General features: G+C 67.8%; 21 protein-coding genes. 13 read left to right on the top strand and 8 right to left on the bottom strand.

Annotated elements, in window-relative coordinates:
- The first annotated feature begins 6 nt into the window (after positions 1 to 6).
- Genes ING98_10115 through ING98_10105 form a run of 3 tightly spaced genes read left to right on the top strand, consistent with a single transcriptional unit; the run spans position 7 to position 3,097 of the window.
- Entirely contained in the window at positions 7 to 1,014 is a 1,008-nt protein-coding gene (locus tag ING98_10115; protein ID MCA3102219.1) for a tripartite tricarboxylate transporter substrate binding protein, read from the top strand.
- Positions 1,014 to 2,090, top strand: coding sequence for a Gfo/Idh/MocA family oxidoreductase (locus ING98_10110; protein ID MCA3102218.1), 1,077 nt, complete (start codon positions 1,014 to 1,016; stop codon positions 2,088 to 2,090). Before ING98_10115 ends, ING98_10110 begins: the two co-directional genes overlap by 1 nt.
- Positions 2,091 to 2,110: 20 nt before the next feature.
- Positions 2,111 to 3,097: a tripartite tricarboxylate transporter substrate binding protein gene (locus ING98_10105; GenBank protein ID MCA3102217.1), complete on the top strand. Its 987-nt coding sequence runs from the start codon at positions 2,111 to 2,113 to the stop codon at positions 3,095 to 3,097.
- A 357-nt stretch (positions 3,098 to 3,454) separates the two neighbouring features.
- On the opposite strand, the gene ING98_10100 is transcribed toward ING98_10105, so the two are convergent.
- Positions 3,455 to 3,961 (bottom strand): DUF1993 domain-containing protein, encoded by a 507-nt coding sequence (locus tag ING98_10100; protein MCA3102216.1) that lies wholly within the window; start codon positions 3,959 to 3,961, stop codon positions 3,455 to 3,457.
- Positions 3,962 to 4,131: 170 nt separating this feature from the next.
- Here ING98_10100 and ING98_10095 point away from each other — a divergent pair, with 170 nt between their 5' ends.
- Both ING98_10095 and ING98_10090 read left to right on the top strand, forming a co-directional pair.
- Positions 4,132 to 4,980 carry an RNA methyltransferase gene (locus ING98_10095; GenBank protein MCA3102215.1) on the top strand — a complete coding sequence of 283 codons (849 nt, stop codon included), beginning with the start codon at positions 4,132 to 4,134 and terminating at the stop codon, positions 4,978 to 4,980.
- Between the two features lie 30 nt (positions 4,981 to 5,010).
- On the top strand, positions 5,011 to 6,174 hold the full coding sequence (locus ING98_10090; GenBank protein MCA3102214.1) for a mandelate racemase: 1,164 nt from the start codon (positions 5,011 to 5,013) through the stop codon (positions 6,172 to 6,174).
- 7 nt (positions 6,175 to 6,181) lie between these two features.
- Here ING98_10090 and ING98_10085 read toward each other — a convergent pair whose 3' ends face one another.
- Together ING98_10085 and ING98_10080 are read right to left on the bottom strand one after the other, a co-directional pair.
- The gene (locus tag ING98_10085; protein ID MCA3102213.1) at positions 6,182 to 7,099 is read right to left on the bottom strand and encodes an NAD(P)-dependent oxidoreductase; all 918 of its coding nucleotides are present in this window, start codon (positions 7,097 to 7,099) and stop codon (positions 6,182 to 6,184) included.
- 18 nt (positions 7,100 to 7,117) lie between these two features.
- Positions 7,118 to 8,077, bottom strand: coding sequence for an ornithine cyclodeaminase family protein (locus ING98_10080; GenBank protein ID MCA3102212.1), 960 nt, complete (start codon positions 8,075 to 8,077; stop codon positions 7,118 to 7,120).
- Positions 8,078 to 8,185: 108 nt separating this feature from the next.
- Here ING98_10080 and ING98_10075 point away from each other — a divergent pair, with 108 nt between their 5' ends.
- The 7 genes from ING98_10075 to ING98_10045 all read left to right on the top strand — a co-directional run bounded on the left by ING98_10075 (position 8,186) and on the right by ING98_10045 (position 16,434).
- Entirely contained in the window at positions 8,186 to 9,403 is a 1,218-nt protein-coding gene (locus tag ING98_10075) for a CoA transferase (protein MCA3102211.1), read from the top strand.
- Entirely contained in the window at positions 9,391 to 10,119 is a 729-nt protein-coding gene (locus ING98_10070) for an enoyl-CoA hydratase/isomerase family protein (protein MCA3102210.1), read from the top strand. Before ING98_10075 ends, ING98_10070 begins: the two co-directional genes overlap by 13 nt.
- A gap of 90 nt (positions 10,120 to 10,209) precedes the next feature.
- On the top strand, positions 10,210 to 10,971 hold the full coding sequence (locus ING98_10065; GenBank protein MCA3102209.1) for a DsbC family protein: 762 nt from the start codon (positions 10,210 to 10,212) through the stop codon (positions 10,969 to 10,971).
- Between the two features lie 158 nt (positions 10,972 to 11,129).
- Positions 11,130 to 12,269, top strand: a complete 1,140-nt coding sequence (locus tag ING98_10060) for an MFS transporter (protein ID MCA3102208.1) — start codon at positions 11,130 to 11,132, stop codon at positions 12,267 to 12,269.
- On the top strand, positions 12,266 to 13,462 hold the full coding sequence (locus ING98_10055) for an MFS transporter (protein MCA3102207.1): 1,197 nt from the start codon (positions 12,266 to 12,268) through the stop codon (positions 13,460 to 13,462). Before ING98_10060 ends, ING98_10055 begins: the two co-directional genes overlap by 4 nt.
- A gap of 59 nt (positions 13,463 to 13,521) precedes the next feature.
- Positions 13,522 to 14,793, top strand: coding sequence for an MFS transporter (locus tag ING98_10050; protein MCA3102206.1), 1,272 nt, complete (start codon positions 13,522 to 13,524; stop codon positions 14,791 to 14,793).
- A gap of 105 nt (positions 14,794 to 14,898) precedes the next feature.
- The gene (locus tag ING98_10045; GenBank protein MCA3102205.1) at positions 14,899 to 16,434 is read left to right on the top strand and encodes a hypothetical protein; all 1,536 of its coding nucleotides are present in this window, start codon (positions 14,899 to 14,901) and stop codon (positions 16,432 to 16,434) included.
- A 27-nt stretch (positions 16,435 to 16,461) separates the two neighbouring features.
- On the opposite strand, the gene ING98_10040 is transcribed toward ING98_10045, so the two are convergent.
- From ING98_10040 to ING98_10020, 5 genes are all read right to left on the bottom strand, one after another.
- A complete protein-coding gene (locus tag ING98_10040; GenBank protein MCA3102204.1) occupies positions 16,462 to 17,160 on the bottom strand; it encodes an alpha/beta hydrolase fold domain-containing protein in 699 nt (232 codons plus the stop codon).
- 8 nt (positions 17,161 to 17,168) lie between these two features.
- Positions 17,169 to 17,774, bottom strand: coding sequence for a molybdopterin adenylyltransferase (gene mog, locus ING98_10035; protein MCA3102203.1), 606 nt, complete (start codon positions 17,772 to 17,774; stop codon positions 17,169 to 17,171).
- Between the two features lie 58 nt (positions 17,775 to 17,832).
- Complete coding sequence (locus tag ING98_10030; protein MCA3102202.1) at positions 17,833 to 18,852, bottom strand: tripartite tricarboxylate transporter substrate binding protein; 1,020 nt, start codon at positions 18,850 to 18,852, stop codon at positions 17,833 to 17,835.
- 127 nt (positions 18,853 to 18,979) lie between these two features.
- Positions 18,980 to 19,990, bottom strand: coding sequence for a diguanylate cyclase (locus tag ING98_10025; GenBank protein MCA3102201.1), 1,011 nt, complete (start codon positions 19,988 to 19,990; stop codon positions 18,980 to 18,982).
- Positions 19,991 to 20,081: 91 nt separating this feature from the next.
- Entirely contained in the window at positions 20,082 to 20,621 is a 540-nt protein-coding gene (locus ING98_10020) for a DUF615 domain-containing protein (GenBank protein MCA3102200.1), read from the bottom strand.
- Positions 20,622 to 20,728: 107 nt separating this feature from the next.
- Between ING98_10020 and pmbA the strand changes: the two genes are divergently transcribed.
- Entirely contained in the window at positions 20,729 to 22,069 is a 1,341-nt protein-coding gene (pmbA, locus tag ING98_10015) for a metalloprotease PmbA (GenBank protein MCA3102199.1), read from the top strand.
- Positions 22,070 to 22,079 lie beyond the last annotated feature (10 nt).

The following is a 22,079-nucleotide window of genomic DNA, read 5'->3' as shown; positions in this document are numbered from 1 at the left end:
AACGAAGTGAAGACGAATCGACCCGCACGGCGGGCCATCATCGCAACCGGTGCGCTGCTGGGCGCAGCCTCCCTGATGCCGGCAGCGCCTGCGCTCGCGCAGGGCAAGGGTGCGGACGTATTCCCCTCCCGGCCCGTACGCATGATCGTCCCGTTCGCGCCCGGCGGCCCGACCGACATCGTGGCGCGGCTGCTCGGCCAGCGGCTGGGGGACCTGTGGGGCCAGACTGTGCTGATCGACAACCGCGCCGGCGCCGGCGGCAACCTGGGCGTCGAGATCGCCGCCCGTGCCGCGCCCGACGGCTACACCGTGCTGGTCACCAGCTCCAGCTACGTGGTGAACCCGGCGCTGTACGAGAAGCTGCGCTGGGATCCGTTCAAGAGCTTCGTGCCGGTGACCAATGCCGCGACCTCGCCGAACCTGTTCGTCGTGCATCCGTCGGTTCCCGCGAAGTCGATGAAGGAACTGGTCGCGCTGGTCAAGTCGCAGCCGGGCAAGTTCAGCTATGCCTCGCCCGGGCTCGGTACCACGCCGCAGCTGTCTTGCGAGATGTTCAAGGCGATGACCGGTGCAGACATCCAGCACGTGCCCTACGGTGGCGCCGGCCCTGCGACAACCTCGGTGGTCGGCAACCAGAACCCGGTTGGCTGCATGGCACAGCCGCCGGCGGTGCCGCACGTGCAGGCCGGCAAGCTGCGCGCGCTGGCGATCACCAGCGCGAAGCGTTCGGCCAGCCTTCCGGACGTGCCGACGATGGTGGAGCAGGGCTTCACGAACTTCGTCACCGACAACATGAACGGGGTGTTCCTGCCGGCCGGTGCGTCGCCGGCGCTGGTCGCCCGGCTGCACGCCGACATCCTCAAGGCGCTGGCGACCACTGACGTTCGCGAGCGCCTGCTGGCGCAGGGCCTCGAGCCGGTCGGCGACACGCCACAGGCCTTCGCGGCCTACGTGAAGCAGCAGATCGCCCAGTGGACCAAGGTCATCAAGGACGCCGGGATCAAGGTGGAATGATGAAACCGATCGGCCTGGGCATCATCGGCGCGGGCCGTATCGGTACCTTGCGTGCACGGCTCGCGGCGAAGCACGCCGGCGTGCGGTTCATCGCCGTGTCGGACAGCGATCCGAAGAACGCGGCGCGCACGGCGGGGCTCTGCGGTGCCGCGCTGCATGGTACCGACAACGACGCGATCATCGACCATCCCGAGGTCGATGCAGTGATCGTGTCGACGCCGGAAGGCGAGCATCTGGCGCCGGTGCTGCGCGCGATCGCCGCGGGCAAGCCGGTGCTGGTCGAGAAGCCGGTCGCGCTCACGCTCGCCGATGCCGACCGGGTGATCGCCGCGGCGCAGAAGGCGGGCACCGATCTGCGGGTCGGCTACAGCCGCCGCTACAAGGATCGCTACCTGATCGCACGCGAGCAGATCCTGCAGGGGCGGATCGGGAAGGTCCTCGGCGCCTCGGCACGCGTATACAACTCGCGAGCGCAGGCGCTGGCGATGATGGGGCGCAACCCCCATGCGACGCCGGTGGTCGATGCGCTGACGTACTACGTCGACCTGATCGGCTGGTTCCTCGACGGCGAGCCGTTGCGCGAGGTGTATGCGCGTGGCCAGAAGGGCGTGCTCGCGGCTGCCGGCCATGCGGCGGACGATGTCGACTTCGCGCTGCTGACCTATGAGCGCGGCACCGTCGCCAACCTCACCGTGAGCTATGCGCTTCCATCTATGTACCCGGCGCTGGGCCATGCCGCGCGCGTCGAACTGATCGGCGACCAGGGCGTGATGATCCTCGACGACGACCACACCGACCAGCTGATGTATTCCGAGAAGGGCATGCCGCACGTATACCTGCCCGACCACAACGTGAACATGGTGTTCCTGCAGAGCGGCACGCCCGGCGATTGGGCGCTGGGCGAGTTCTGGGGGCCGATCGCCAACGAGACGCGGGCGTGGCTCGATTTCCTGGTGCTCGGATCGCCATGCGTGCTGCCCGATGCGCGGACCGCCCGTGCGACACTCGAAGCAACGCTGGCGATCGAAGCTTCGGTCGCCTCGGGGGGCGCGGTGCACCTGCCGCTGCCCGGTTGAACGGGAAACGGATGGACATGATGCAGGGCAGGCAGGTATCGAGGTCGGCCGCTTTCCGGGCGGTCGTGTTGGCTGCGGCAGCCGCTGCGTCGGCACCCGCCGCGGCACAGACGGCGTGGCCGTCGAAGCCGGTCCGGATGATCGTCGCGTTCGTGCCCGGCGGTGGCACGGACATCGTCGCGCGCCTCCTGGCGCCGCGCTTCAGCGAAGCGCTGGGACAGACGGTGGTGATCGACAACCGCGGCGGGGCGGGCGGCAACATCGGCACCGAAGTCGCCGCGCGCGCTGCCCCCGACGGCTACACGCTGCTGATGGGCAACGTGGCGCCGAATGCGATCAACGTGAGCCTGGCGCCAGTCCCGTTCGATCCGGTCAGGGATTTCGCGCCGATCTCCCAGGTGGCGATCACGCCGAACGTGCTGGTCGTGCACCCGGCGCTGCCGGTGAAGACGGTCAAGGAACTGCTCGCGCTGGCCCGGGCGAAACCCGGGGCTCTCGCGTTCCCTTCCGCCGGCAATGGCACGTCCTCGCATCTCGCCGGCGAACTGCTGAAGAACCTGGCGAAGATCGACATGCTGCACGTACCGTACAAGGGCGGTGGCGCAGCACTGGCCGACCTGATGGGCGGGCAGGTGCAGCTGATGTTTGCGACCACGCCGGCGGCGATGCCGCTGGTGAAGGCCAGTCGCCTGCGCGCAGTCGCTGTCACGACCCGTGCGCGTTCCCAGGCCTTGCCCGACCTGCCGACGATGATCGAGGCGGGAGTGCCGAACTACGACGCGGCAACCTGGTACGGCCTGCTTGCTCCGGCGGCGACGCCGCGCGGGGTGATCGACCGGATGCATGCCGAGACCGTGAAGATCATCGGTACGCCGGACATGCGCGACAAGCTCATCGCGCAGGGCTTCGAGCCGGTGGGCAGTTCGCCGGCGGAGTTCGCTGCTTACATCCAGGCGCAGATCGAGACCTGGGCGAAGGTGATACGGGCGGCGGGCTTGAAGTCGTAGCGTTCCGGCTTCGGCTTGCGCAGGTTGGCTCTGCGTGCGGAGGCGCGCGGGGCCTGCCGGGGGGTGTCGTCGGCGGGGCTTAGGCTGGCGCAGGCGCCCCGCCGACGACACCCCCCGACAGGCCGGGCCAGCGATTTCCGGTGCGTTGGCTGGGTGCCCTGAGCGACGGGAGGCTGTCGTCTCGGCACGCCCGCGATGCCGCCACATTCCTCCTCCACCCCAACGGCGCGTGCCGGCCGGGCAGTGCGCAGGAAGCGGGGGTGGGGTTCCCCCCGGCAGGCGACTGTGCCAACCGGAGCCAGCCGGGGGGAACCCCACCCCCGCCAGCCGGAACCGATCAGCAAGGTACGCCGCCGCTCACCCCCGCCCGATGAAGTCGCCCTTGCCGATCGCCAGCCCGTTGTGCCGCAGCAGGTTGTACGCGGTCGTATAGTGGAAGTAGAAGTTCGGCAAGATGAAGCCGAGCAGGTACGCCTGGCCCTTCATGTCGATCGGGTACTTGCCCATCATGTACGACACCTGCCGCTCTTCGCTGCCGTCGATCTGCGCGGCAGTGAAGGTGTCGATGTAGGCGATGGTCTTCTCGACGCGGGCCTTCAGCTCGGCGAACGACTGCTCGGCGTCGTCGAACTTCGGCGGCTCGGCGCCGGCGAGGCGGCCGACGCCGGCCTTCGCGAAGTCGGCCGCGACCTGCACCTGCTTCGTGAAGGTGAACATGTCCGGAAACAGGCGGGCCTGCAGCATCGCCGGCTCGGTGATGTTGCTGGCGGCGCAGTGCGCGGCTGCCTTGTCGAGGATCGCGGCGAGGTTGGCGAGGTTACGAGTGAACACGGGGACCGAGGCGGTGTACATCGAGATCGTCATGCGTATGTCTCCTGTGGTTGAAGCGGGCTGGCCCGCAGGTGTGGCGGCTGGCTGCGGGCGGGTCGTTCGCTGGTCGAGTATAGGCGCGTGGCCGCGGCACGGTCGGCATCGCGGGTGCGGATGCCGGCCCTTGAGCGCACGCCGACCATGCCGGTTGCTATCATCGGCCGATGAGTGACGTCATCCAGATCACGTCGCGGGCGAACCCGACGTTCCAGCGGTTGCGCCGGCTGGCGACCGAACCGCGCGAGCGCACCCGTTCCAACCGTACGCTGCTCGAAGGCGATCACCTGATCGGAGCCTGGCTCGAGCGGGATCATCCGGTGACTACCCTTGCGGTCGATGCGGCCGCGCTCGAGGTGCCGGCACGCTGGCCTGGCGTGACCCGTGTACTCGACGATGCACGTGCCCGGCACATCGAGATCCTCGCTTTCCCGGCCTCGCTGCTGGACCAGCTGTCGGGCCTCGACTCGCCGTCCAGGCTGGTGGCCGAGATCATGCCGCGCGAGGGTAACCTCGATGCCATGCGCGGGCAGGATGTGGTGCTGCTCGACCGCATCCAGGACCCTGGCAACGTCGGAGCGATCCTGCGCACCTGCGCCGCCGCTGGCGTGGGCCACGCGGTGGCCGGGCCCGGTACCGCGGCATTCTGGTCGCCGAAGGTGATACGCGCCGCGATGGGCGCACATGCGCTGCTCAACCTCGCCAGCGTCGACGACCTGGCGCAATGCTGCCGCTCGCTGGGGGTGCCGGCCTACGGTACCTCGTCGCATGCGATGGTCACGCTCGATTCGATCGACCTGCAGCCGCGCTGCGCCTGGGTGTTCGGCCACGAGGGTGCCGGGCTGGGCGAGCCTGTCGAGGCGGCGATAGCCGAGTGCGGCGCGCTGGTGGCGATCGACCAGGCCCCCGACGTGGAATCCCTGAACGTCGCCGCAGCGGCTGCGGTCTGCCTGTTCGAGATGCGGCGCCAGCGGCGCGCCTCGGCCGGCACCGGGCCGGGCTTCGACGACTGCTAGACCCGATCAACCCTGGACGGAACGACTGCCATGCGCATCACCGACATCCGAGAAGTTGCCGTACCGCTCAACTCCAGCCTTCGAAATGCGGTGTTCGACTTCAGCGAGATGACTACCTCTGTGGTCGCCGTGTACACCGACCAGGTGTGCGACGGCCGGCCGGTGGTCGGCTATTCCTTCAACTCCACCGGCCGCTACGCGTGCGGGGCCCAGATGCGCGACCGGTTCATCCCGCGCATCCTGAAGGCAGACCCCGAGTCGCTGCTCGACGCCTCTGGCGGCAACATCGATCCCGGGAAGGTGCTCGCCGCGATGATGCAGCGCGAGAAGCCCGGTGGCCATACCGAACGTTCGGTCGCGATCGGCACCATCGAAGTCGCGGTCTGGGATGCCGTCGCCAAGATCGAATGCAAGCCGCTGCACCGGGTGCTTGCCGAGCGCTACAGCGGTGGCAGCAGGCTGGAGAAGATTCCGTGCTACGTCGGCGGCGGCTGGTACGAGCCCGGCAAGGGCATCCCCGAACTGCTGGACGAGATCCGGATGAAGTTCGGCCAGGGCTACGACGTGATGAAGATCAAGGTCGGCGGTGCCTCGCTCGAAGAGGATATCCGCAGGGTCGAGGCTGCGCTGGAACTGGTCGGCGATTCGAAGCGGCTCGCGGTCGACGCCAATGCCGGCTTCGACCGGGCCCGCTCCCTCGCCTATGCCAAGGCACTCGGCCGCTACCAGCTCAAGTGGTTCGAGGAGCCGACCGATCCGCTCGATTATGCGCTGCTGTCCGAGTTCTCCGGCACGTACGGCGCGGCGATCGGCACGGGCGAAAACCTCTTCTCTACTCAGGACATCGAGAACCTGATCCGCTTCGGCGGGCTTCAGCCGGCGCGCGACTTCATCCAGATCGACGTGCCCCAGAGCTATGGCATCGTGCAGTTCGCACGCACGCTCGAGATGATGGAGCGGCACGGCTGGGACCGCAGCAGGGTGTTCCCGCACGGCGGCAACCAGATGACGCTGCATATCGTCGGTGGCTTCGGGCTGGGTGGTTGCGAAGCCTATCCTGGTGTGTTCGGTGCGTTCGCCGGCTTCGCCGATGATGCGAAGGTCGAGGCCGGCTGGTTGCGGCTGCCCGATCGCCCGGGCATCGGCTTCGAGGCGCAGGATGCGCTCTACGCGATCATGAAGGCGATGGGCTGAGGATGCGTCAGTCGCCTTCGAGCAGGCCGAGGTAGCGGTCGATCGCAGTATGGTGGACGGAGGTGTCCTTCGTCGCGCCGAGTTTCTGCTCCGCCTCGTTCCACACGCGCACCACCGTCTCTGCGAGCGCGGTCTGCATGCCGGTGGCGTCGGCCACCTCGAGTGCGGTGCGCAGGTCCTTGGCCATCAGCGCCAGACCGAAGCCGTCGGCATACGTGCCGGAAAGCACGAACGGCTTCATCTTGACCAGCGTGCTGTTGTTCACGCCGGTGGAGGCGTTGATGATGTCGACCATCGTCGCGGGGTCGAGCCCGAAACGAGAGCCCGCGCGCACGGCCTCGCATGCGGCAAGCAGGCCGGCGGCGGATACGTAGTTGTTCAGCGCCTTGATCGCGTGGCCGGCGCCCAGGCCGCCGGCCACCAGCGGCTTGCCCATCGGCGCGAACACCGGCCGCATCGCCTCGATCGCCGCTTCATCGCCGCCGACCATGATCGCCAGCGTGCCGTCCACCGCGCGGCGCACGCCTCCCGACACCGGCGCGTCGATGAAGCGGATGTCCATCTTCGCCAGCTGCTCGCCCAGTTCGCGCGTCCCCACCGGCGAGGACGAGCTCATGTCGATCACGGTCGCCCCCTTCTTGAGCGAACCTGCCACCCCGCCGGTGCCGTCGCCGGCTTCGCCGAGCAGCACCCGCTGCACCGTCCTGCCGTCGGGCAGCATGGTGATCACGACGTCGCAGGCGGCGCCGATCGCCCCGGGCGAACCCGCTGCCTGCTGCCCGAGTTCCTTCGCCAGCGATTCGGTGAGCGTGCGGTCGATGTCGAGAAGCAGCAGCCTGTGGCCTGCGCCCGACAGGCGGGTGGTCATCGGCCTGCCCATGTTGCCGAGGCCGATGAATCCGATCGTGATTTTTCCGTCCGTCATGCGTCCTCCAGATGCTGTTCATCCCATCGGCAGTTCGGTGCCGATTCCTTTCGCGGCTGCGAGTTCGAGTACCCGGCGCCCGGTATACAGGTCCTGCAGCGCCATGCCGTGCGATTCGTACAGCGTTACCTGTTCCGGCGAGGTGCGCCCCTGGCGGCGGCCGATGATGACATCGCCCAGCGTCGGGATGTTCTCCCAGTAGATGATGCCGGCTTCCACCCCGGCGAGCAGGTCGCCGCATTCGCCGGCGGCCACCTCGACCGAGTCGACGACGATCAGGTCAGCGCGCTTGACGCTGGCGAGATCGATCTCCCGGCGGTTCAGTGCATTGGCGCCGGTCGCCGAGATGAACTGGCCCGGCTCGAGCCAGCGTCCGTCGAACAGCGGCTCGTCCGATCGGGTCATGGTGACGATGATGTCGGAGCCGCGCACCGTCTCTTCGCGTGAGGCGGCGGGGCGCACCGTGGTGCCGACCTTCTCCGACATCTCTTCACAGAACGCCTTCACCCGCTCTGCGTTGCGGCCGAACACCTTTACCTCGCGGATGTCGCGCACCGCGCAGGTGGCTTCAAGCTGGGTCACCGCATGCTGGCCCGAGCCGAACAGCCCGACCACGGACGATTCCGGGCGCGACAGATACCTGGCCGCCACGCCGGTCGCCGCACCGGTTCGCATCCGGCCCATCCAGTTCGCTTCGAGGATTGCCTCGAGGTTGCCCTGCGCATGGTTGATCAGGTGGACCAGGAAGGTACGCGAGCGATCGGGGCGGACGTAGTAGGCCTTGTAGCCGATCGTGTTGATCTCCGGCGCGGCACCCTGCACGATGTGCAGGTGCCCCCCGGGCTGCCGCGTGCGCCGGCGCGCGATGTCGAAGGCCTTGCCGTTCGCGCGATCGACGAACGCCTGTTCGACGCGCTCGATCGCCATCGGCATCGTCAGTACCGACCGGATGTCGGCTTCACTGAGGTATCGGACCATGGGATTCTCCTCGTTGCGCGCACGATACCATCGGTGCGGCAATCCACTAAACTCCGGCATGTTCCACGTTCCGATCCCCGCTTCGATCCCCTCAGCCTCGCACGACGCATGACTGCCGACGGCCCCGCCGATTCATCCGCCAGTACGCCGCCGGTTGCCGGTCATTCCGGCCCCCTGTCCGGCGTCCGCGTGCTCGAGTTCGGCCAGATCGCCGCTGGCCCGTTCTGCGCGATGCTGCTGGCCGACCTTGGTGCCGATGTGGTGAAGGTCGAGAAGCCCGACGGCGGTGACGACATGCGCCGCTGGCCGCCGATGAGCGAAGGGCCGGATGCATCGGCTGGCCGGTATTCCGAGAACTTCGCATCGGTCAACCGGAACAAGCGCAGCATCGCGGTCGACCTCAAGGATGCCGAGGCCGTTGCCGGGCTGCGCCGGCTGGCGGCGGTTGCAGACGTCATCGTCGAGAACTTCCGGCCCGGCGTGCTCGATCGGCTGGGACTCGGCTACGATGCGGTGCGTGCGCAGGCTCCGAGGCTTGTCTACACGTCGCTCACTGGCTATGGACAGACCGGGCCGTATGCCGGACGCGGCGCCTTCGACGTGACGATCCAGGCTGTCAGCGGCCTGATGAGCGTCACTGGCGAGCCGGGGGGCGCTGCGGTCAAGGCTGGTGTACCGGTCGGTGATTTCGTCGCCGGCCTCTACGCCGCCTACACGACGCTGGCAGCGGTGATGGCTGCACGCACGACCGGCCAGGGCACCCGGGTCGACTGCTCGATGCTGGGTGGCCTGCTCGGCATCGCGCAACTGCAGACCAGCGAGTTCTTCGGCACCGGCCGCATCCCGCAGCCGCTCGGATCGGCGCATCCGCGCAATGCGCCGTATCGCGGATTCCACGCATCGGACGCGCCGTTCGTGATCGCCGCGGGTAACGACAAACTGTGGCATTCGGTATGCGAGGCCGTCGGTTTCGAGGGCCTGAAGGACGACGAGCGTTTCGCTACACAGGAGCAGCGTGCCCGCAACCAGGCCGAACTGTTCGACCTGTTGCAACCGGTGTTCGGGACGAAGCCGGTGGCGCACTGGCTCGCGGAGTTCGACCGGCGAGGCGTGCCGTATGCGCCGATCAACGACTATGCGGAGATCCTCGACGATCCGCAGGTGGCGCACCTTGGGCTGGTGCATCCGATGACGCTGCCCAACGGCCGGCAGACGCGCACGGTCGGCTTTCCGGTCCAGGTCGCAGGCTTCGATTTCCGTGTTTACCGCCAGCCCCCGGCCCTCGGCGAACACAACGAGGAGGTGCAGCGCGAATGGCTCGGGTGACGCTGCTTGCGCAGTCCGAGGCGGGGGCATGCACGTTGCGCCTCGACCGCGCCGACAAGGCGAACGCTCTCGATGTGGAGATGGTCGATGCCATCGGAGCGGCGCTCGACGCCGTCGCCGCCGACCCGCCGCGGCTGCTGGTGCTCGAAGGTAGCGGACGCAATTTCTGCGCTGGTTTCGACTTCAACGGCTACGAAACGCTCGGTGAGGGTGAACTGCTCTGGCGTTTCGTGGCGATCGAGCAGATGCTGCAGAAGTTGCGCGCGATGCCTTGCGTGACCATCGCCTGCGTGCAGGGCGGCGCGTTCGGCGCAGGGGCCGACCTGGCGGCCGCCTGTACGTTCCGCGTGGGCGTGCCGTCCGCGCGATTCCGTTTTCCCGGCTTCCAGTTCGGCCTCGCGCTCGGTACGCGGGCACTGGCTGCCCTGATCGGACAGCAGGCCGCACGCGAGATCCTCCTGTCCGGCGAGGTGGTCGACAGCGCGCAGGCGCAGGCGACCGGGCTGCTGACTGCGGTCGTCGATTCGGCGGACGGATTCGCTGCCGAGGTAGATTCGATCAACGCCCGTTTCGGGCGGCTGGACGCCGCCTCTGTCGCGCTGGTGCTGCGCAATACCGCAGCACGGGATGCAGACGGCGACCTCGCAGACCTGGTGCGCTCGGTCGCGAGGCCCGGCCTGAAGCAGCGGATCGCAGCGTACCGGGGCGAAGCCTGAGCATGGCCAGCAGACACGCGTCCGCTGCGCAAGCCGTGTGCGCCCCGGGCGGATGTTGCACGATGGACGTTTCGAGATGAGGGATATACCGTGAACCGACTTGCTGCGGCACTGGCCGCACCCATACTGGCCATCCTGCTGGCGCTGGCGGGAGGTTCCGGCGTCGCTGCCGCGCAGACCCCGGAAGACAACCTGCGCAAGCTGGTCGAGGCGAAGATGCCCGGCGAACGCGTGCGCGAGATCCGCCGGACCCCGCTGCCGGGCGTATACGAGGTCGCGTTCGGCAATCGTCTCTTCTATGCGGACGAAGGACTGAACTACCTCATCATCGGCCAGATCATCGAGTCGGCGACCAACCGCAACCTCACCGACCAGCGCCTGCGCCAGCTCACCGCGATAGACGTGAAGCAACTGCCGCTCGACGCCGCGATCAAGACCGTCAAGGGCGACGGCAGGCGGATCCTGTACGTGTTCTCCGATCCGCTCTGTCCGTTCTGCAGCCAGCTCGAACAGGAACTGCAGAAGGTCACCAACGTCACGGTGTATACCTTCCTCACCCCGGTCGAGCAGATGCGGCCCGGCTCGCGCAACCGCGCGCTCGAGATCTGGTGCTCCAGCGATCGCCGTCGCGCCTGGGACGAGTGGATGCTGAAGCAGGTCGCCCCGGTCTCGAAGCCGACCTGTCGCAATCCGCTCGAACAGGTCGTCAAGCTGTCCGACAAGCTCGGTTTCACCGTGACCCCGACGCTGGTGTTCGCCGACGGCGCGGTGCTGTCGGGCATGATCCCGGCCGCCCAGATCGAGAAGTTCATGAATGCAGTGGCTCCGGCACCCGCTCCGGCGAAGAAGTAGCGCATTCGCCTGGCTGGGCCAGGCTGCGTTTGTGGCCGGCGACAGCGCCCTACGGCGGTCTTCGCGGCGCAGGGCCGATCGGTTAGTATCGCCATCACGACAGACGCGATTGCCGAGCGCGCAGTGGAAGTTTCGATGCCAGGGAGGCATCGACCCGGATGGTGTTGTATCTGACGATCGGCTTGCCCGTGCTTTGCATCATCGCACTCAAGGGCAGCACCGTGGTGGTTTCCCTCTACGCGCTCGAGCTTGGCGCGGGCGCGGCAACGATCGGCATCCTGATCGGGTTGTATGCGCTGTTCCCGACGCTGCTCTCGGTCGCATCCGGACGGTTGCTCGACCGCGTCGGTTACCTGCCGCCGATTGCCTGGGGCAGCGCCGGCGTCATCGGAGGGCTGCTGGTGCCGGTGCTGATGCCCGACATGATCGGGCTCGTGATCTCGGCGGCGCTGCTCGGTCTGTCGAACGTGTACTTCATCGTGCCGATGCAGAGCCTGGTCAACCGCATCGCCACGGGCGCCGATCGCGCGCGCAACGTCGCCAACTTCAGTCTTGCTGTGTCGATCGGTCAACTGGTCGGGCCAGTACTCGCCGGCTTCCTCATCGATGCGATCGGTCACCGGTTTTCGTATCTTGTGCTGGCGATGCTGCCGCTGGGCACGCTCGCCATGCTCTACCGTATGCGCGATGCGCTGCCGCCGAAGCCGGGCGCCGATGGTCCGGTCGAGAAGCCCGACCTGCTCGGCATGCTGTCCAACCGCGGGTTGCGCCCGATCTTCATCACCAGCGCGATCGCGGTGGCCAGCTTCGACCTGTATTCGTTCTTCCTGCCGATCTACGGCCACTCGATCGGTCTCTCGGCCTCGGCGATCGGACTCGTGCTGGGCACGTTCGCCGCCGCCGCATTCGTGATCCGCGCGATCATGCCCTGGCTGATCAAGCGCATCGGCGAGGCCGGGTTGCTGGTGCGCTCGCTGCTGCTGTCGGGTATCGCCTACCTGCTGTTCCCGTTCGTCAGCAGCGTCTGGCTGTTGGCGCTGCTGTCGTTCGTGCTCGGGCTGGGGGTGGGCTGCGGACAACCCCTGACGATGATGATGTGCTACAACCGCGCGCCGCCTGGGCGCTCGGGTGAGGCGCTGGGCGTGCGCTTCACCATCGTCAACCTCACCCACATGACGATCCCCGTGCTGTTCGGCACGATGGGTGCGGCACTCGGTCTTCTCTTCGTGTTCTGGGCCAAGGGCGCGCTGCTGGTCGGCAGTGCTGCTGCCGGATCGATCCTGGAGCGCCGGCGTTGACCATCGTCCATGTGACGATGATCGTCATGCTCACCCACCTGGGGGTGATCGGCGCCAAGCTGCTGCTTGCCCTGTTCGCCATCGACTTCGGCGCCTCGCCGGTTCAGGTGGGTCTGACCTTCGCCCTGTTCTCGATCCTGCCGGCGATCTTCGCAATCAGCGCGGGGCGCTGGGTCGACCGTATCGGCGTGCGGGCGCCGCTGCTGATCGGCTGCGGCGGCGCCGGCCTCGCGATCACCGTGGTGTTCTTCGCGCCAGGACTATGGGCGCTGTATCCCTGCGCAGCCCTGATCGGCGTGTTCTTCATGGTCTATGCGGTCGCCGGGCAGAGCCTGGTCGGCAGCCTCGGGGAGACGAGCGACCGCACCCGCAACTTCAGCTACTACGCGCTCGCGGTTGCCCTGGCCGGGGTGATCGGCCGGGCCGGCACCGGCGCGTCGATCGACCTGTTCGGCCATCGCGCGACCGCGCTGCTGCTCGCGTTGGCTCCGCTCGCCGCGCTGGCCATGGCTTGGTGGCTGCGCTCGCGCACGCCGGAGGCACTCTCCCCGTCGGAACGCCCGCCGCGCGCGTCGGTGCGCGACCTGTGGAAGATCCCGGCGCTGCGCCGGGCACTGATCGCGGCGGCGATCGTCGAGTCGGGCAACGAACTGTTCGCGCTGTTCATCCCGCTCTACGGTTCATCGCTCGGGCTGTCGGCCACCTTCATCGGGATGCTGCTGGCGACCTATGCCGCTGCGACCTTCCTGGTGCGCATCGCGCTGCCTCGCCTGGTCGCGCGTTTCGGAGAAGAGGGGGTGCTCTGCGGTGCCCTCGGCTGCGCCGCCCTGGTCGGCATGCTGTTGATCAGTACCGCGCAGCCCTGGCCACTGCTTGCACTGGCTGCAGCGTTCGGGTTCTCGCTCGGCTGCGGCATGCCGCTGTCGATGGCGCTGACCTACGCGCGTGCGCCTGACGGACGCGCCGCGGAGGCGATCGGCATGCGCCAGACGGTGAACAAGTCGATCGAAGTGACCGTTCCGGTCTGCTTCGGTGCACTGGCCGGGGTCGCCGGGCTGGCGCCGCTCGCGGTAGCCCTGAGCCTGGTGCTCGCCGTCGGGGCAGGCGTGATCGCACGCGATGCGCGCCGGCGTCCGTCTCTGCCCGGGCCGGCGCGGGCCGGGGCGAGATCAGGATCCGGATCCCACCGATGAGGTTTCTGTCCGACCAGCTTGCGCCCGGCGTGCGCCCGCGCGAGGCGGTGTCCTGGGCGATGTACGACTTCGCCAATTCAGGCTACACCACCGTGGTGGTGACCGCGGTGTTCAACGCCTACTTCGTCGGCGTGGTCGCCGCCGGCCATTCATGGGCGACCTTCGCGTGGACGATGTCGCTCGCGGTGTCTTACGCCGCGACCATCCTGCTCGGCCCGCTGATCGGCACCTATGCCGATCTGTACGGCTGCAAGAAGCGGCTGCTCGTGTTCACCACCATCGGCTGCGTCCTCTTCACCGCTGCGCTGGCGCTGGTCGGTCGCGGCGACATCTGGCTGGGTATCGTGCTGGTGGCGCTGTCGAACCTGTTCTTCAGCCTTGGCGAGAACCTCGCGGGGGCCTTCCTGCCCGACATCGCACGGCCGGAAGCGCTCGGGCGGCTGTCCGGCTGGGGATGGTCGGTCGGCTACCTCGGCGGGCTGGTCAGTCTGGGTGCAAGCCTCGCCTGGGTGTCGCATGCGCAGGCTGCCGGGCAGGGCGGCGATGCCTTCGTGCCCGTGTGCATGCTGATCACGGCGGTCATCTTCGCGCTGGCCTCGCTGCCGGCCTTCCTGTTCCTGCGCGAGCGCAGCGCCACGCAGCCACCGGCAGCCGGTGGTTCGATTCCGTGGCGGGCCGCCTTCGCGCAGTTCGGCCAGTCGCTGCGTTCGCTGCGCAGCTTCCCCGACCTGCGGCGCTTCCTCTGGTGCATCGTCTGTTACCAGGCTGGCGTGCAGACGGTGGTGGCACTGGCCGCCATCTATGCCGAGCAGGTCCTGAAGTTCGAAACCGCCGACACGATCCGCCTGATCCTGCTGGTCAATATCACTGCGGCGGTCGGGGCCGCAGTCTTCGGGCAGGTGCAGGACCGGCTCGGACATGCACGCACGCTGGCGATCACGCTGGTCGGCTGGCTGCTCGCGATCGGGCTCGCCTGGGCGTCGACCGGACCGGGCATGTTCTGGATCGCCGCGAACGTGGTCGGCATCTGCCTGGGCGCCAGCCAGTCCGCAGGGCGCGCACTGGTCGGCTACTTCAGCCCCGCCGAACGCCGCGCCGAGTTCTTCGGTCTGTGGGGTGTCGCGGTCAAACTGGCGTCCATCCTCGGTCCCGTCAGCTACGGGCTTGTGAGCTGGGCTTCCGGTGGCGAGCACCGCCTGGCGATGCTGATCACCGGCACGTTCTTCATTGCAGGATTGGCCGTGCTGCGCTCGGTGGATGTGGTGCGCGGCCGTTGCCGGGCGTTGCTGCCGGCGCCGATTTCGTCCCTGCATGCACGAAGCCTGCCGTGATGTCCGTGACATATGCCCTCGAAACAGGCGCAGCCTGGTGTTAGCGTGACGCGTTGAGAGCTCTCATGGCGGCGGGGCCGCTGCCCACGCGGATTGGATGTCAAGATGTTCGGATGGACTGCCGACGAGCCGGACCACCCGCTGGCCGATCCTCACACAGCACGTCAGGTCATCAACGAACTGCGCGGTGGCGACCCTGTCGTCCAGCTGGATGAGGTCATCGGTCACCTAGAGTCCCTGCTGCGCGCCGAGGGTTTCCGGCTGGTCAGGCTGTACGAGGTCATCGACCTGCTCGACCAGGCAGCCAAACCGCACCAGCGGCGGATCAACGCCGACTACATCGGTGCATCACGCCTGGCGCACCATCAGGAGAACCGTCTCTGGAAGTCCGCCTCAGACTTCTGGCGCGCGCTTGCACAGGCCTACCTGCGCTGCCTCGAGATCTTCCGGTCGAATGCGAAGGAGGCTCGTACCTTCGACGCGATGTTGCCGATCTGCTGCGCGCGCGCGATTCGGGCGCTCGGAGCCGAGGTGAAGTGGCGGTTCCTGCGCCACGGACCGGTGCCGCAGTACATGTGGTCGCATGCCTCCAGCGCCTTCGCGCTCGCGGAGGCCAGTGGTTCCGCGCTGCAGCCGATCCGTGTCTACGATGTCTCGCACAGCGACACGACGGTTCAGCAGGAGTACCTGCGTCTTCTGGTCCTCGGGGCAGCTTCCACCGACACCCTGCATCCGGCTCAGGTGGAGCTCGCCGAGCGTGCGATTGCCTGGTTCTCGCGCAGCTACGTACTGAGCACGGACCGCAGCGGCGAGACCACGCACTACATCGACCTTGCCTCCCGGCGTCCGCCGGGACGGCTCATGAAGTCGGTGGCGCCAGCTTCCAGCCTGCGCTACTTCGGCATCTCGAAGGCCCGTGCCGAGGTCGTCTCGCTGCTGCGAGTGGTGAAGGAGCGAGAACTGATCCCCGAGTCGGTGCTCCTCGGGGAATTGCATTCTGTGCCGCTGGTCATCACGACCCTGGAACACCTGCTGCGCGAGTTCGGCGCACGCCCGCCAGCACGCATCCGCGAGCGCCGTGCGGGTGCCGTGCGCCTGATGGTTGCCCACGGCTACAGGACGGTGCTCGACATCATCCAGCGCGATGAGCGGCGCGAGCCGCTGCGGTCGATCGACATCGAGACATGGATGGCCGCCGACTCGAGTCCGGGCGGCTACGGCGCTACGATCCGCTACGTGCGTGGCGACTGGGTGAAGCTGGGTGCGTTCGTGGGCGTCAGGCTGGAACAGGCGCCATATTGGGGTATCGGCGTCGTGCGCCGGATCAACCGCGCAAGCGAGACCGACCACCATGTCGGGGTGCAGTTGCTTGCACCAGCCGCGCTGCCGGTCGAACTCATGCCCGAGCCGCGGGATCCGACGGTCGACGCCGGGCCGCTGCACGCGCTGCTGCTGTCGGAGCGCCCGGACGAGAACGGTGAAGTCGACCTGGCGCTCGAGGTCGGCGCCTTCTCGAGCAGCGTCCGCTTCATCGTCAAGATCAAGGGCAAGCCCTATCTGCTGGTCGCTTCACGCCTGTTGGAGGCGGGGGATGACGTCGACATCGCCCGCTTCAAGGTGCACCGCGTCGCGGTTGCCTGAACTGTCTGGGCTGTCGGAGCGGCCGCCTCAGCCAGCCAGAACCCTGACCAGCCAGTCGCGGATATCGACTACCTCCTGGGGGTGCACCGAGTGCGGCATCCGGTATTCGTGCCATTCGACCGGGTAGCCGAGTGCCTGCAGCCGTTCGACCGACGCGCTCGCCATCTCGATCGGAATGACGGGATCCAGCGTGCCGTGCGCGAAGAAGACCGGCACCTGCCGGTTGGCTTCGGCGGCTTCGGCCGGCAGCGATTCTCCCAGCGGCAGGTAGGTCGACAGCGCCATGATCCCGGCCAGGCGGCGGGCATGGCGCAGGCCGGTCGCAAGCGCGATCGCGCCGCCCTGGGAGAAGCCTGCAATCGCGATCCGTTCCGGTGCCACGCCGCGCCGTACCTCGCGCTCGATCAGGCTTTCGATGTGTGCGATCGACGCGCGTACGCCGGCCTCGTCCGGACGGCGCGAGCGGCCTTCGAGGTCGCCGAAGGCCACGTCGTACCAGGCCCTCATCACATGGCCGTTGTTGATCGTCACCGGCTGCATCGGCGCATTCGGGAACACGAAGTTCACCGCCAGAGACGGTGGCAGCCGCAACTCGGGCACGATCGCCTCGAAGTCGTGGCCATCGGCGCCCAGCCCGTGCATCCAGATTACCGCGGCCTGCGGAATCGAGCCTTTCGGCCCGGTGGCGAGTTCGATCGTTTCAAGCAGTTCGGTCGGCGCCGGCATGGTGTCCCCTACTTCTTCTTCGGGCGGAAGGCCTTGACCACCGCCTCGTTGGTTTCGATGTACGGTCCGCCGATCAGATCCACGCAATAGGGAACCGCGGCGAAGATGCCTGGCACGACCGGCTTGCCGTCGCCATCTTTCAGGCCCTCGAGCGTCTCGCGGATCGATTTCGGCTGGCCCGGCAGGTTGATGATGAGCGCTTCGCCGCGGATCACTGCGACCTGCCGCGACAGAATCGCGGTAGGGACGAACCTGAGGCTGATCTGCCGCATCTGCTCGCCGAAGCCGGGCATCTCGCGATCGCCGATCGCGAGCGTAGCCTCGGGTGTCACGTCGCGCTTCGCCGGGCCGGTGCCGCCGGTGGTCAGCACCAGGTCGCAGCGTTCGATGTCCACGAGTTCGACCAGCGCCGCCTCGATCAGCGGACGCTCGTCCGGGATCAGCCGCGTGACCGTGGTCCATGGCGATGCGAGCGCGGCGGTGAACCATTCATGCAGCGCGGGGATGCCCAGGTCTTCGTAGACGCCGCGCGAGGCCCGGTCGCTGACGGAGACGAGGCCGATGCGCAGCGTGCGCGGCGGGACGGGCGAGGAGTCTGGTAAAGAGTCGGCCATAATCGGGATCGAAGCAATGACGAGCCTGCGATCGTAATCGGGATCGCCCGTACGTGCCCTATTCGATCCGGATGCCGGCTTCCCGTCCGACCCGGCTCCAGCGCGCGAGCTCGGCGCGGAGGTATTCCCCGAAGGCTTCCGGCGTGCTTGCCACCGGTTCAGCGCCCTCGGCCGTGAGCCTCTCCACGACATCGGGCTGGCGCAGGATACGGCCGATCTCGCTGCTCATGCGGCCGGTGATCTCCTTCGCGGTACCGGCCGGGGCGAGGATGCCCTGCCACGCGCTGATCTCGTAGCCCTCGAGTCCGCTCTCGGCGACGGTGGGAAGCTGGGGCGCGAACGCGGTACGCTTCGCGGTGGTCACCGCGATCGCGCGCAGCTTGCCGGTCTTCACGTGCGGCAGGAACTGGTGCGCGATGCCGAACGTCATCGATACCTGCCCGCCGAGCAGGTCGGTCAGGGTCGGCGCATTGCCCTTGTAGGGCACGTGGATCATGTCGGTCTTCGTGAGCCAGGTGAACATCGCCGCCGCCATGTGCGGCGAGGTGCCATGGCCGGAGCTGGCGTAGGTCAGCTGCCCGGGCCGTGCCCGGGCGAGTGCTGCGAGTTCCTTCACCGTCTTCACCGGCAGCGAGGGATGTACGACCAGCATCAGTGGCAGCGACACCAGCTGCGTGACCGGTGCGAAGCTGCGGATCGGGTCGAAAGACAGGTCCTTGCGCATCCCTGCATTGATCGGGAAGGCAATGGTCATCATCAGCATCGTGTAGCCGTCGGGTGGTGCCTTGGCCACGAGATCGGCGCCGATCATGCCGCCCGCGCCCGGCCGGTTGTCGACCACCACCGTCTGGCCGAGAGGTTCTGCCAGACGCTGCGCGACCAGACGGCCGATGTTGTCCGTGGTGCCGCCGGCCGCGAACGGAATCACCAGCCGCAGCGGTTTTGCCGGCCATGCCTGTGCGGGCGAGGGCTGCGCTGCAGCGGCCGGCGCATCCGCGAGTACGGCGAGCCCCAGCAGGGTCGCCGCCAGTACGGGTGACGTGCGGGGTGAATGGCAGGTGCCGGCGGAATCGCTCATTGTTGCGCCTCCTGGTAGGGTCGGGCGGCGGTCGTTGCCGCTGCCTCGAAGTCCGATGCAGCCGGACGTTACGCAGAAGCCCGCGGGCCGTCAACGCGCCTCTGCCCTGCAGGCTTCTGCGTAAAGTTCAGCGGCCGATGGTCGCCGATGGTGCACGCGCCTCGCGCAAGCCGGTGCCGTCCTCGTCGGGCATGGCGGCGCGGCCGCGGCCATTCATCTGTGCCCGGCGTAACCCGGCTTCGGCCAGCGCGAGCAGATCCCGAAGCGACTCTGCACCCGGCGAACTGGCGGCTGCGCCCAGGCTTATCGTGCACACCCCAGCGATATCGGAGCCGGCATGCGGGATATCGAGTGCGCGTATCCGACTCTCCAGCGCTTGTGCCAGTGCGAGCGCACCCGCGGCAGAGGTGTCCGGCAGGATGCACGCGAACGCGTCGCCTCTGTAGCGCGCGAACGTGTCGCCGGCGCGCTGTATCCGCCCGCGCAGGGCAGCTGCGATCAGCCGCAGGCAGTCGTCGCCGGCCTGGCGTCCGTAGTGCTCGTTGTATTGCCTGAACCGGTCGACGTCGATCATGAGCATTGCGAGCGACGTGCCGTTGCGCTGCGCGCGCGCGAACTCTTGCTCGAGCCGTTCGTCGAAGCAGCGCCGGTTCGCGGCGCCGGTGAGTGCATCGGTGCGGGTCAGCTCGCGCAGCAGGTCGGCCTGTCGCTTGATCGTCAGGTGCGCCTTTGCGCGTGCCCGGACGATCGCCGGGTTGAAAGGCTTGACGATGAAGTCGACCGCGCCCGCCGCGAGGCCGCGCACTTTCGCCGCGCTGTCGTCCTGCCCGGTGACGAAGATCACCGGGATGTCGCGCGTGGCCGGGTCGGCCTTCAGCCGTTCGCAGGTCTGGTACCCGTCCAGCCCTGGCATCACCACGTCGAGCAGTACGAGATCGGGTTGTCTGTCCCGGCATACCGTGAGGGCTGCCTCGCCACTCTTCGCCATGAAGACCTGGTGGTCGCCGGAGAACGTGTGATAGAGCGCCTGCACGTTCAGCGGGTTGTCGTCGACGACCAGGATGCGCTGCCGTTCACCGCGCGAATCCAGGGCGTCGGACTGCGTGGGCGTGGACTTGCGTGGCTCCTTGGATTCCATCTGGTCGGCGTGCTTCGGTGAAACCGGCTGCATCGGGTGCCTTGATGTCGCAAGCACGGTGCGCGGTCCTGCATCGTGCCGCTGCCAGCGGCTATTCGTCCTCGATCAGGTCGCTCGCGGCGGGCGTGGCGATGATCGCGCGCAGCGCGCGGAAGAGCTCGCGGTGGCTGCGCGGCGGCCTTTTCTGCGCGAACTCGCGCCGGGCATTGCGCATCAGGGTGCGCAGCTGCTGGACGTCGCAGCCAGGATGGGCTGCCGCCAGCTCGGTCAGCGCAGACGCAGCGGTGGCGTCGTCCATCAGTCGGTCGCGCCAGCGCTCGATCGAATGCTGCAACGCGACCTCGGCCGCGGATGTGCCGTCCCAGATCGAGAACTGGGCCTCGATCGCGGCTGGATCGATATCGCGCATCAGTCGTCCGATGTACTGCAACTGGCGCCGACGCGCCTCGTGACGAGTGATCGACTGGCATTCGCGCACCGCGTCGTACAGCGTCTCGGGCAGTCCGAGCCCCTGCAGCCTGTCCTTCGGCAGGTCTACCAGACGCGCGCCGAGTGCCTGCAGGTCGTGCGCAGCCTGCTTCAGCCGGGTCTTGCTGGGCGGCAGCGGTGGCAGGAAATCGGTTTCGGTCATGTCTGGGACGGACGTCGGCGCGTGCGTGCGGTAGGTCATGGGGTCACTGTTATCATAAGTATCGCCTTTCCAGCGCAAGATCGTGAACCCCGCGTGAGCCCCGAACGATGAGCAATGCCCGATTCAGCCTGTCCGAAGACACCCTGAAGCAGATCGCCGCAGACGCGCTCGCCCATGCGAAGATGCTCGGTGCCAGCGCGGCGGATGCGGAAGTGAACGACGGTTTCGGCCAGGGAGTGACCGTGCGTGCGCGCGAGGTCGAGACGATCGAGTACACGCGCGACAAGTCGCTCGGCATCACGGTCTACCTGGGCCAGAAGCGGGGTTCGGCCAGCACCTCCGACTTCACCCCGAAAGCGATCCGCGACACGGTCGAGGCAGCGCTGACCATTGCGCGCTACACCGGCGAGGACGACTGCGCCGGGTTGCCCGATGCACATCGCCATCCGGTGGCGCTGCCTGAACTCGACCTGTACCACCCGTGGGACGTATCGGTCGAGACGGCGATCGAGATCGCCAGCCGCTGCGAGGCGGCCGCGCTCGACTTCGATCCGCGCATCACGAATTCCGAAGGCTCGAACATCTACACCCAGCAGTGGCACTTCATCCATGCCAACTCCAACGGCTTCGTCGGTGGCTATCCGACCTCGCGCTACAGCCTGTCGTGCTCGGTGATCGGCGGGACGGGCGACGAGATGCAGCGCGACGACTGGTACACCGCGGCGCGGCGCGAAGACGAGCTCGATTCGGCGGAGTCGGTCGGCCGGCGCGCGGCAGAGCGCACGGTGCGCCGCCTGGACGCGCGCAAGCTCGACACGCTGCAGGCTCCGGTGCTGTTCGATTCGACGCTGGCCGGCGGCCTCATCGGGCATTTCGTCGGTGCCGTGTCCGGCGGCTCGCTGTACCGCAAGTCGTCCTTCCTGCTCGACAGCCTCGGCACGCAGGTGTTCTCGTCGAACTTCAACCTGCGTGAGGCGCCGCACGTGCCGCGTGGCCTGTCGAGCGCGCCGTTCGACGACGAGGGCGTGGCCACCACCACGCGCGACGTGGTCACCGCCGGCGTCGTGCAGGGTTACTTCCTCGGCACCTATTCGGCGCGCAAGCTCGGCATGCAAAGCACCGGCAATGCCGGTGGCAGTCACAATCTGGTGCTGGAGAGCGGCACTCTGGACTTCGACGGCCTGCTGAAGAAGATGGGCCGTGGGCTGGTGGTGACCGAACTGCTCGGCAGCGGCGTCAATTCAGTGACCGGTGACTATTCGCGGGGTGCTGCCGGCTTCTGGGTCGAGGATGGCGCGATCGCCTATCCGGTGCACGAGATCACCATCGCGGGCAATCTGAAGGAGATGTTCCGCGGCATCGTCGAGATCGGCACCGACGTGCTCAAGCGCGGCTCGAAGACCACGGGTTCGATCCTGATCGACAACATGACCATCGCCGGCAACTGACCGCCGGCGA

It is taken from the genome of Rhodocyclaceae bacterium, from assembly GCA_020248265.1.
GTDB lineage: Bacteria > Pseudomonadota > Gammaproteobacteria > Burkholderiales > CAIKXV01 > CAIKXV01.
Note: the sequence above shows the minus strand (reverse complement) of the source record. Positions and strands in the feature narration are given on the sequence as shown.

Coding starts and splice junctions, on each gene's coding strand:
- ING98_10085 (MCA3102213.1), bottom strand. CDS start 7,099: ATGACGGACGGAAAAATCACGATCGGATTCATCGGCCTCGGCAACATG.
- ING98_10025 (MCA3102201.1), bottom strand. CDS start 19,990: ATGGAATCCAAGGAGCCACGCAAGTCCACGCCCACGCAGTCCGACGCC.
- pmbA (MCA3102199.1), top strand. CDS start 20,729: ATGAGCAATGCCCGATTCAGCCTGTCCGAAGACACCCTGAAGCAGATC.
- ING98_10100 (MCA3102216.1), bottom strand. CDS start 3,961: ATGACGATCTCGATGTACACCGCCTCGGTCCCCGTGTTCACTCGTAAC.
- ING98_10030 (MCA3102202.1), bottom strand. CDS start 18,852: ATGAGCGATTCCGCCGGCACCTGCCATTCACCCCGCACGTCACCCGTA.
- ING98_10060 (MCA3102208.1), top strand. CDS start 11,130: ATGGTGTTGTATCTGACGATCGGCTTGCCCGTGCTTTGCATCATCGCA.
- ING98_10095 (MCA3102215.1), top strand. CDS start 4,132: ATGAGTGACGTCATCCAGATCACGTCGCGGGCGAACCCGACGTTCCAG.
- ING98_10075 (MCA3102211.1), top strand. CDS start 8,186: ATGACTGCCGACGGCCCCGCCGATTCATCCGCCAGTACGCCGCCGGTT.
- ING98_10020 (MCA3102200.1), bottom strand. CDS start 20,621: ATGACCGAAACCGATTTCCTGCCACCGCTGCCGCCCAGCAAGACCCGG.
- mog (MCA3102203.1), bottom strand. CDS start 17,774: ATGGCCGACTCTTTACCAGACTCCTCGCCCGTCCCGCCGCGCACGCTG.
- ING98_10040 (MCA3102204.1), bottom strand. CDS start 17,160: ATGCCGGCGCCGACCGAACTGCTTGAAACGATCGAACTCGCCACCGGG.
- ING98_10105 (MCA3102217.1), top strand. CDS start 2,111: ATGCAGGGCAGGCAGGTATCGAGGTCGGCCGCTTTCCGGGCGGTCGTG.
- ING98_10050 (MCA3102206.1), top strand. CDS start 13,522: ATGTACGACTTCGCCAATTCAGGCTACACCACCGTGGTGGTGACCGCG.
- ING98_10070 (MCA3102210.1), top strand. CDS start 9,391: ATGGCTCGGGTGACGCTGCTTGCGCAGTCCGAGGCGGGGGCATGCACG.
- ING98_10090 (MCA3102214.1), top strand. CDS start 5,011: ATGCGCATCACCGACATCCGAGAAGTTGCCGTACCGCTCAACTCCAGC.
- ING98_10110 (MCA3102218.1), top strand. CDS start 1,014: ATGAAACCGATCGGCCTGGGCATCATCGGCGCGGGCCGTATCGGTACC.
- ING98_10045 (MCA3102205.1), top strand. CDS start 14,899: ATGTTCGGATGGACTGCCGACGAGCCGGACCACCCGCTGGCCGATCCT.
- ING98_10080 (MCA3102212.1), bottom strand. CDS start 8,077: ATGGTCCGATACCTCAGTGAAGCCGACATCCGGTCGGTACTGACGATG.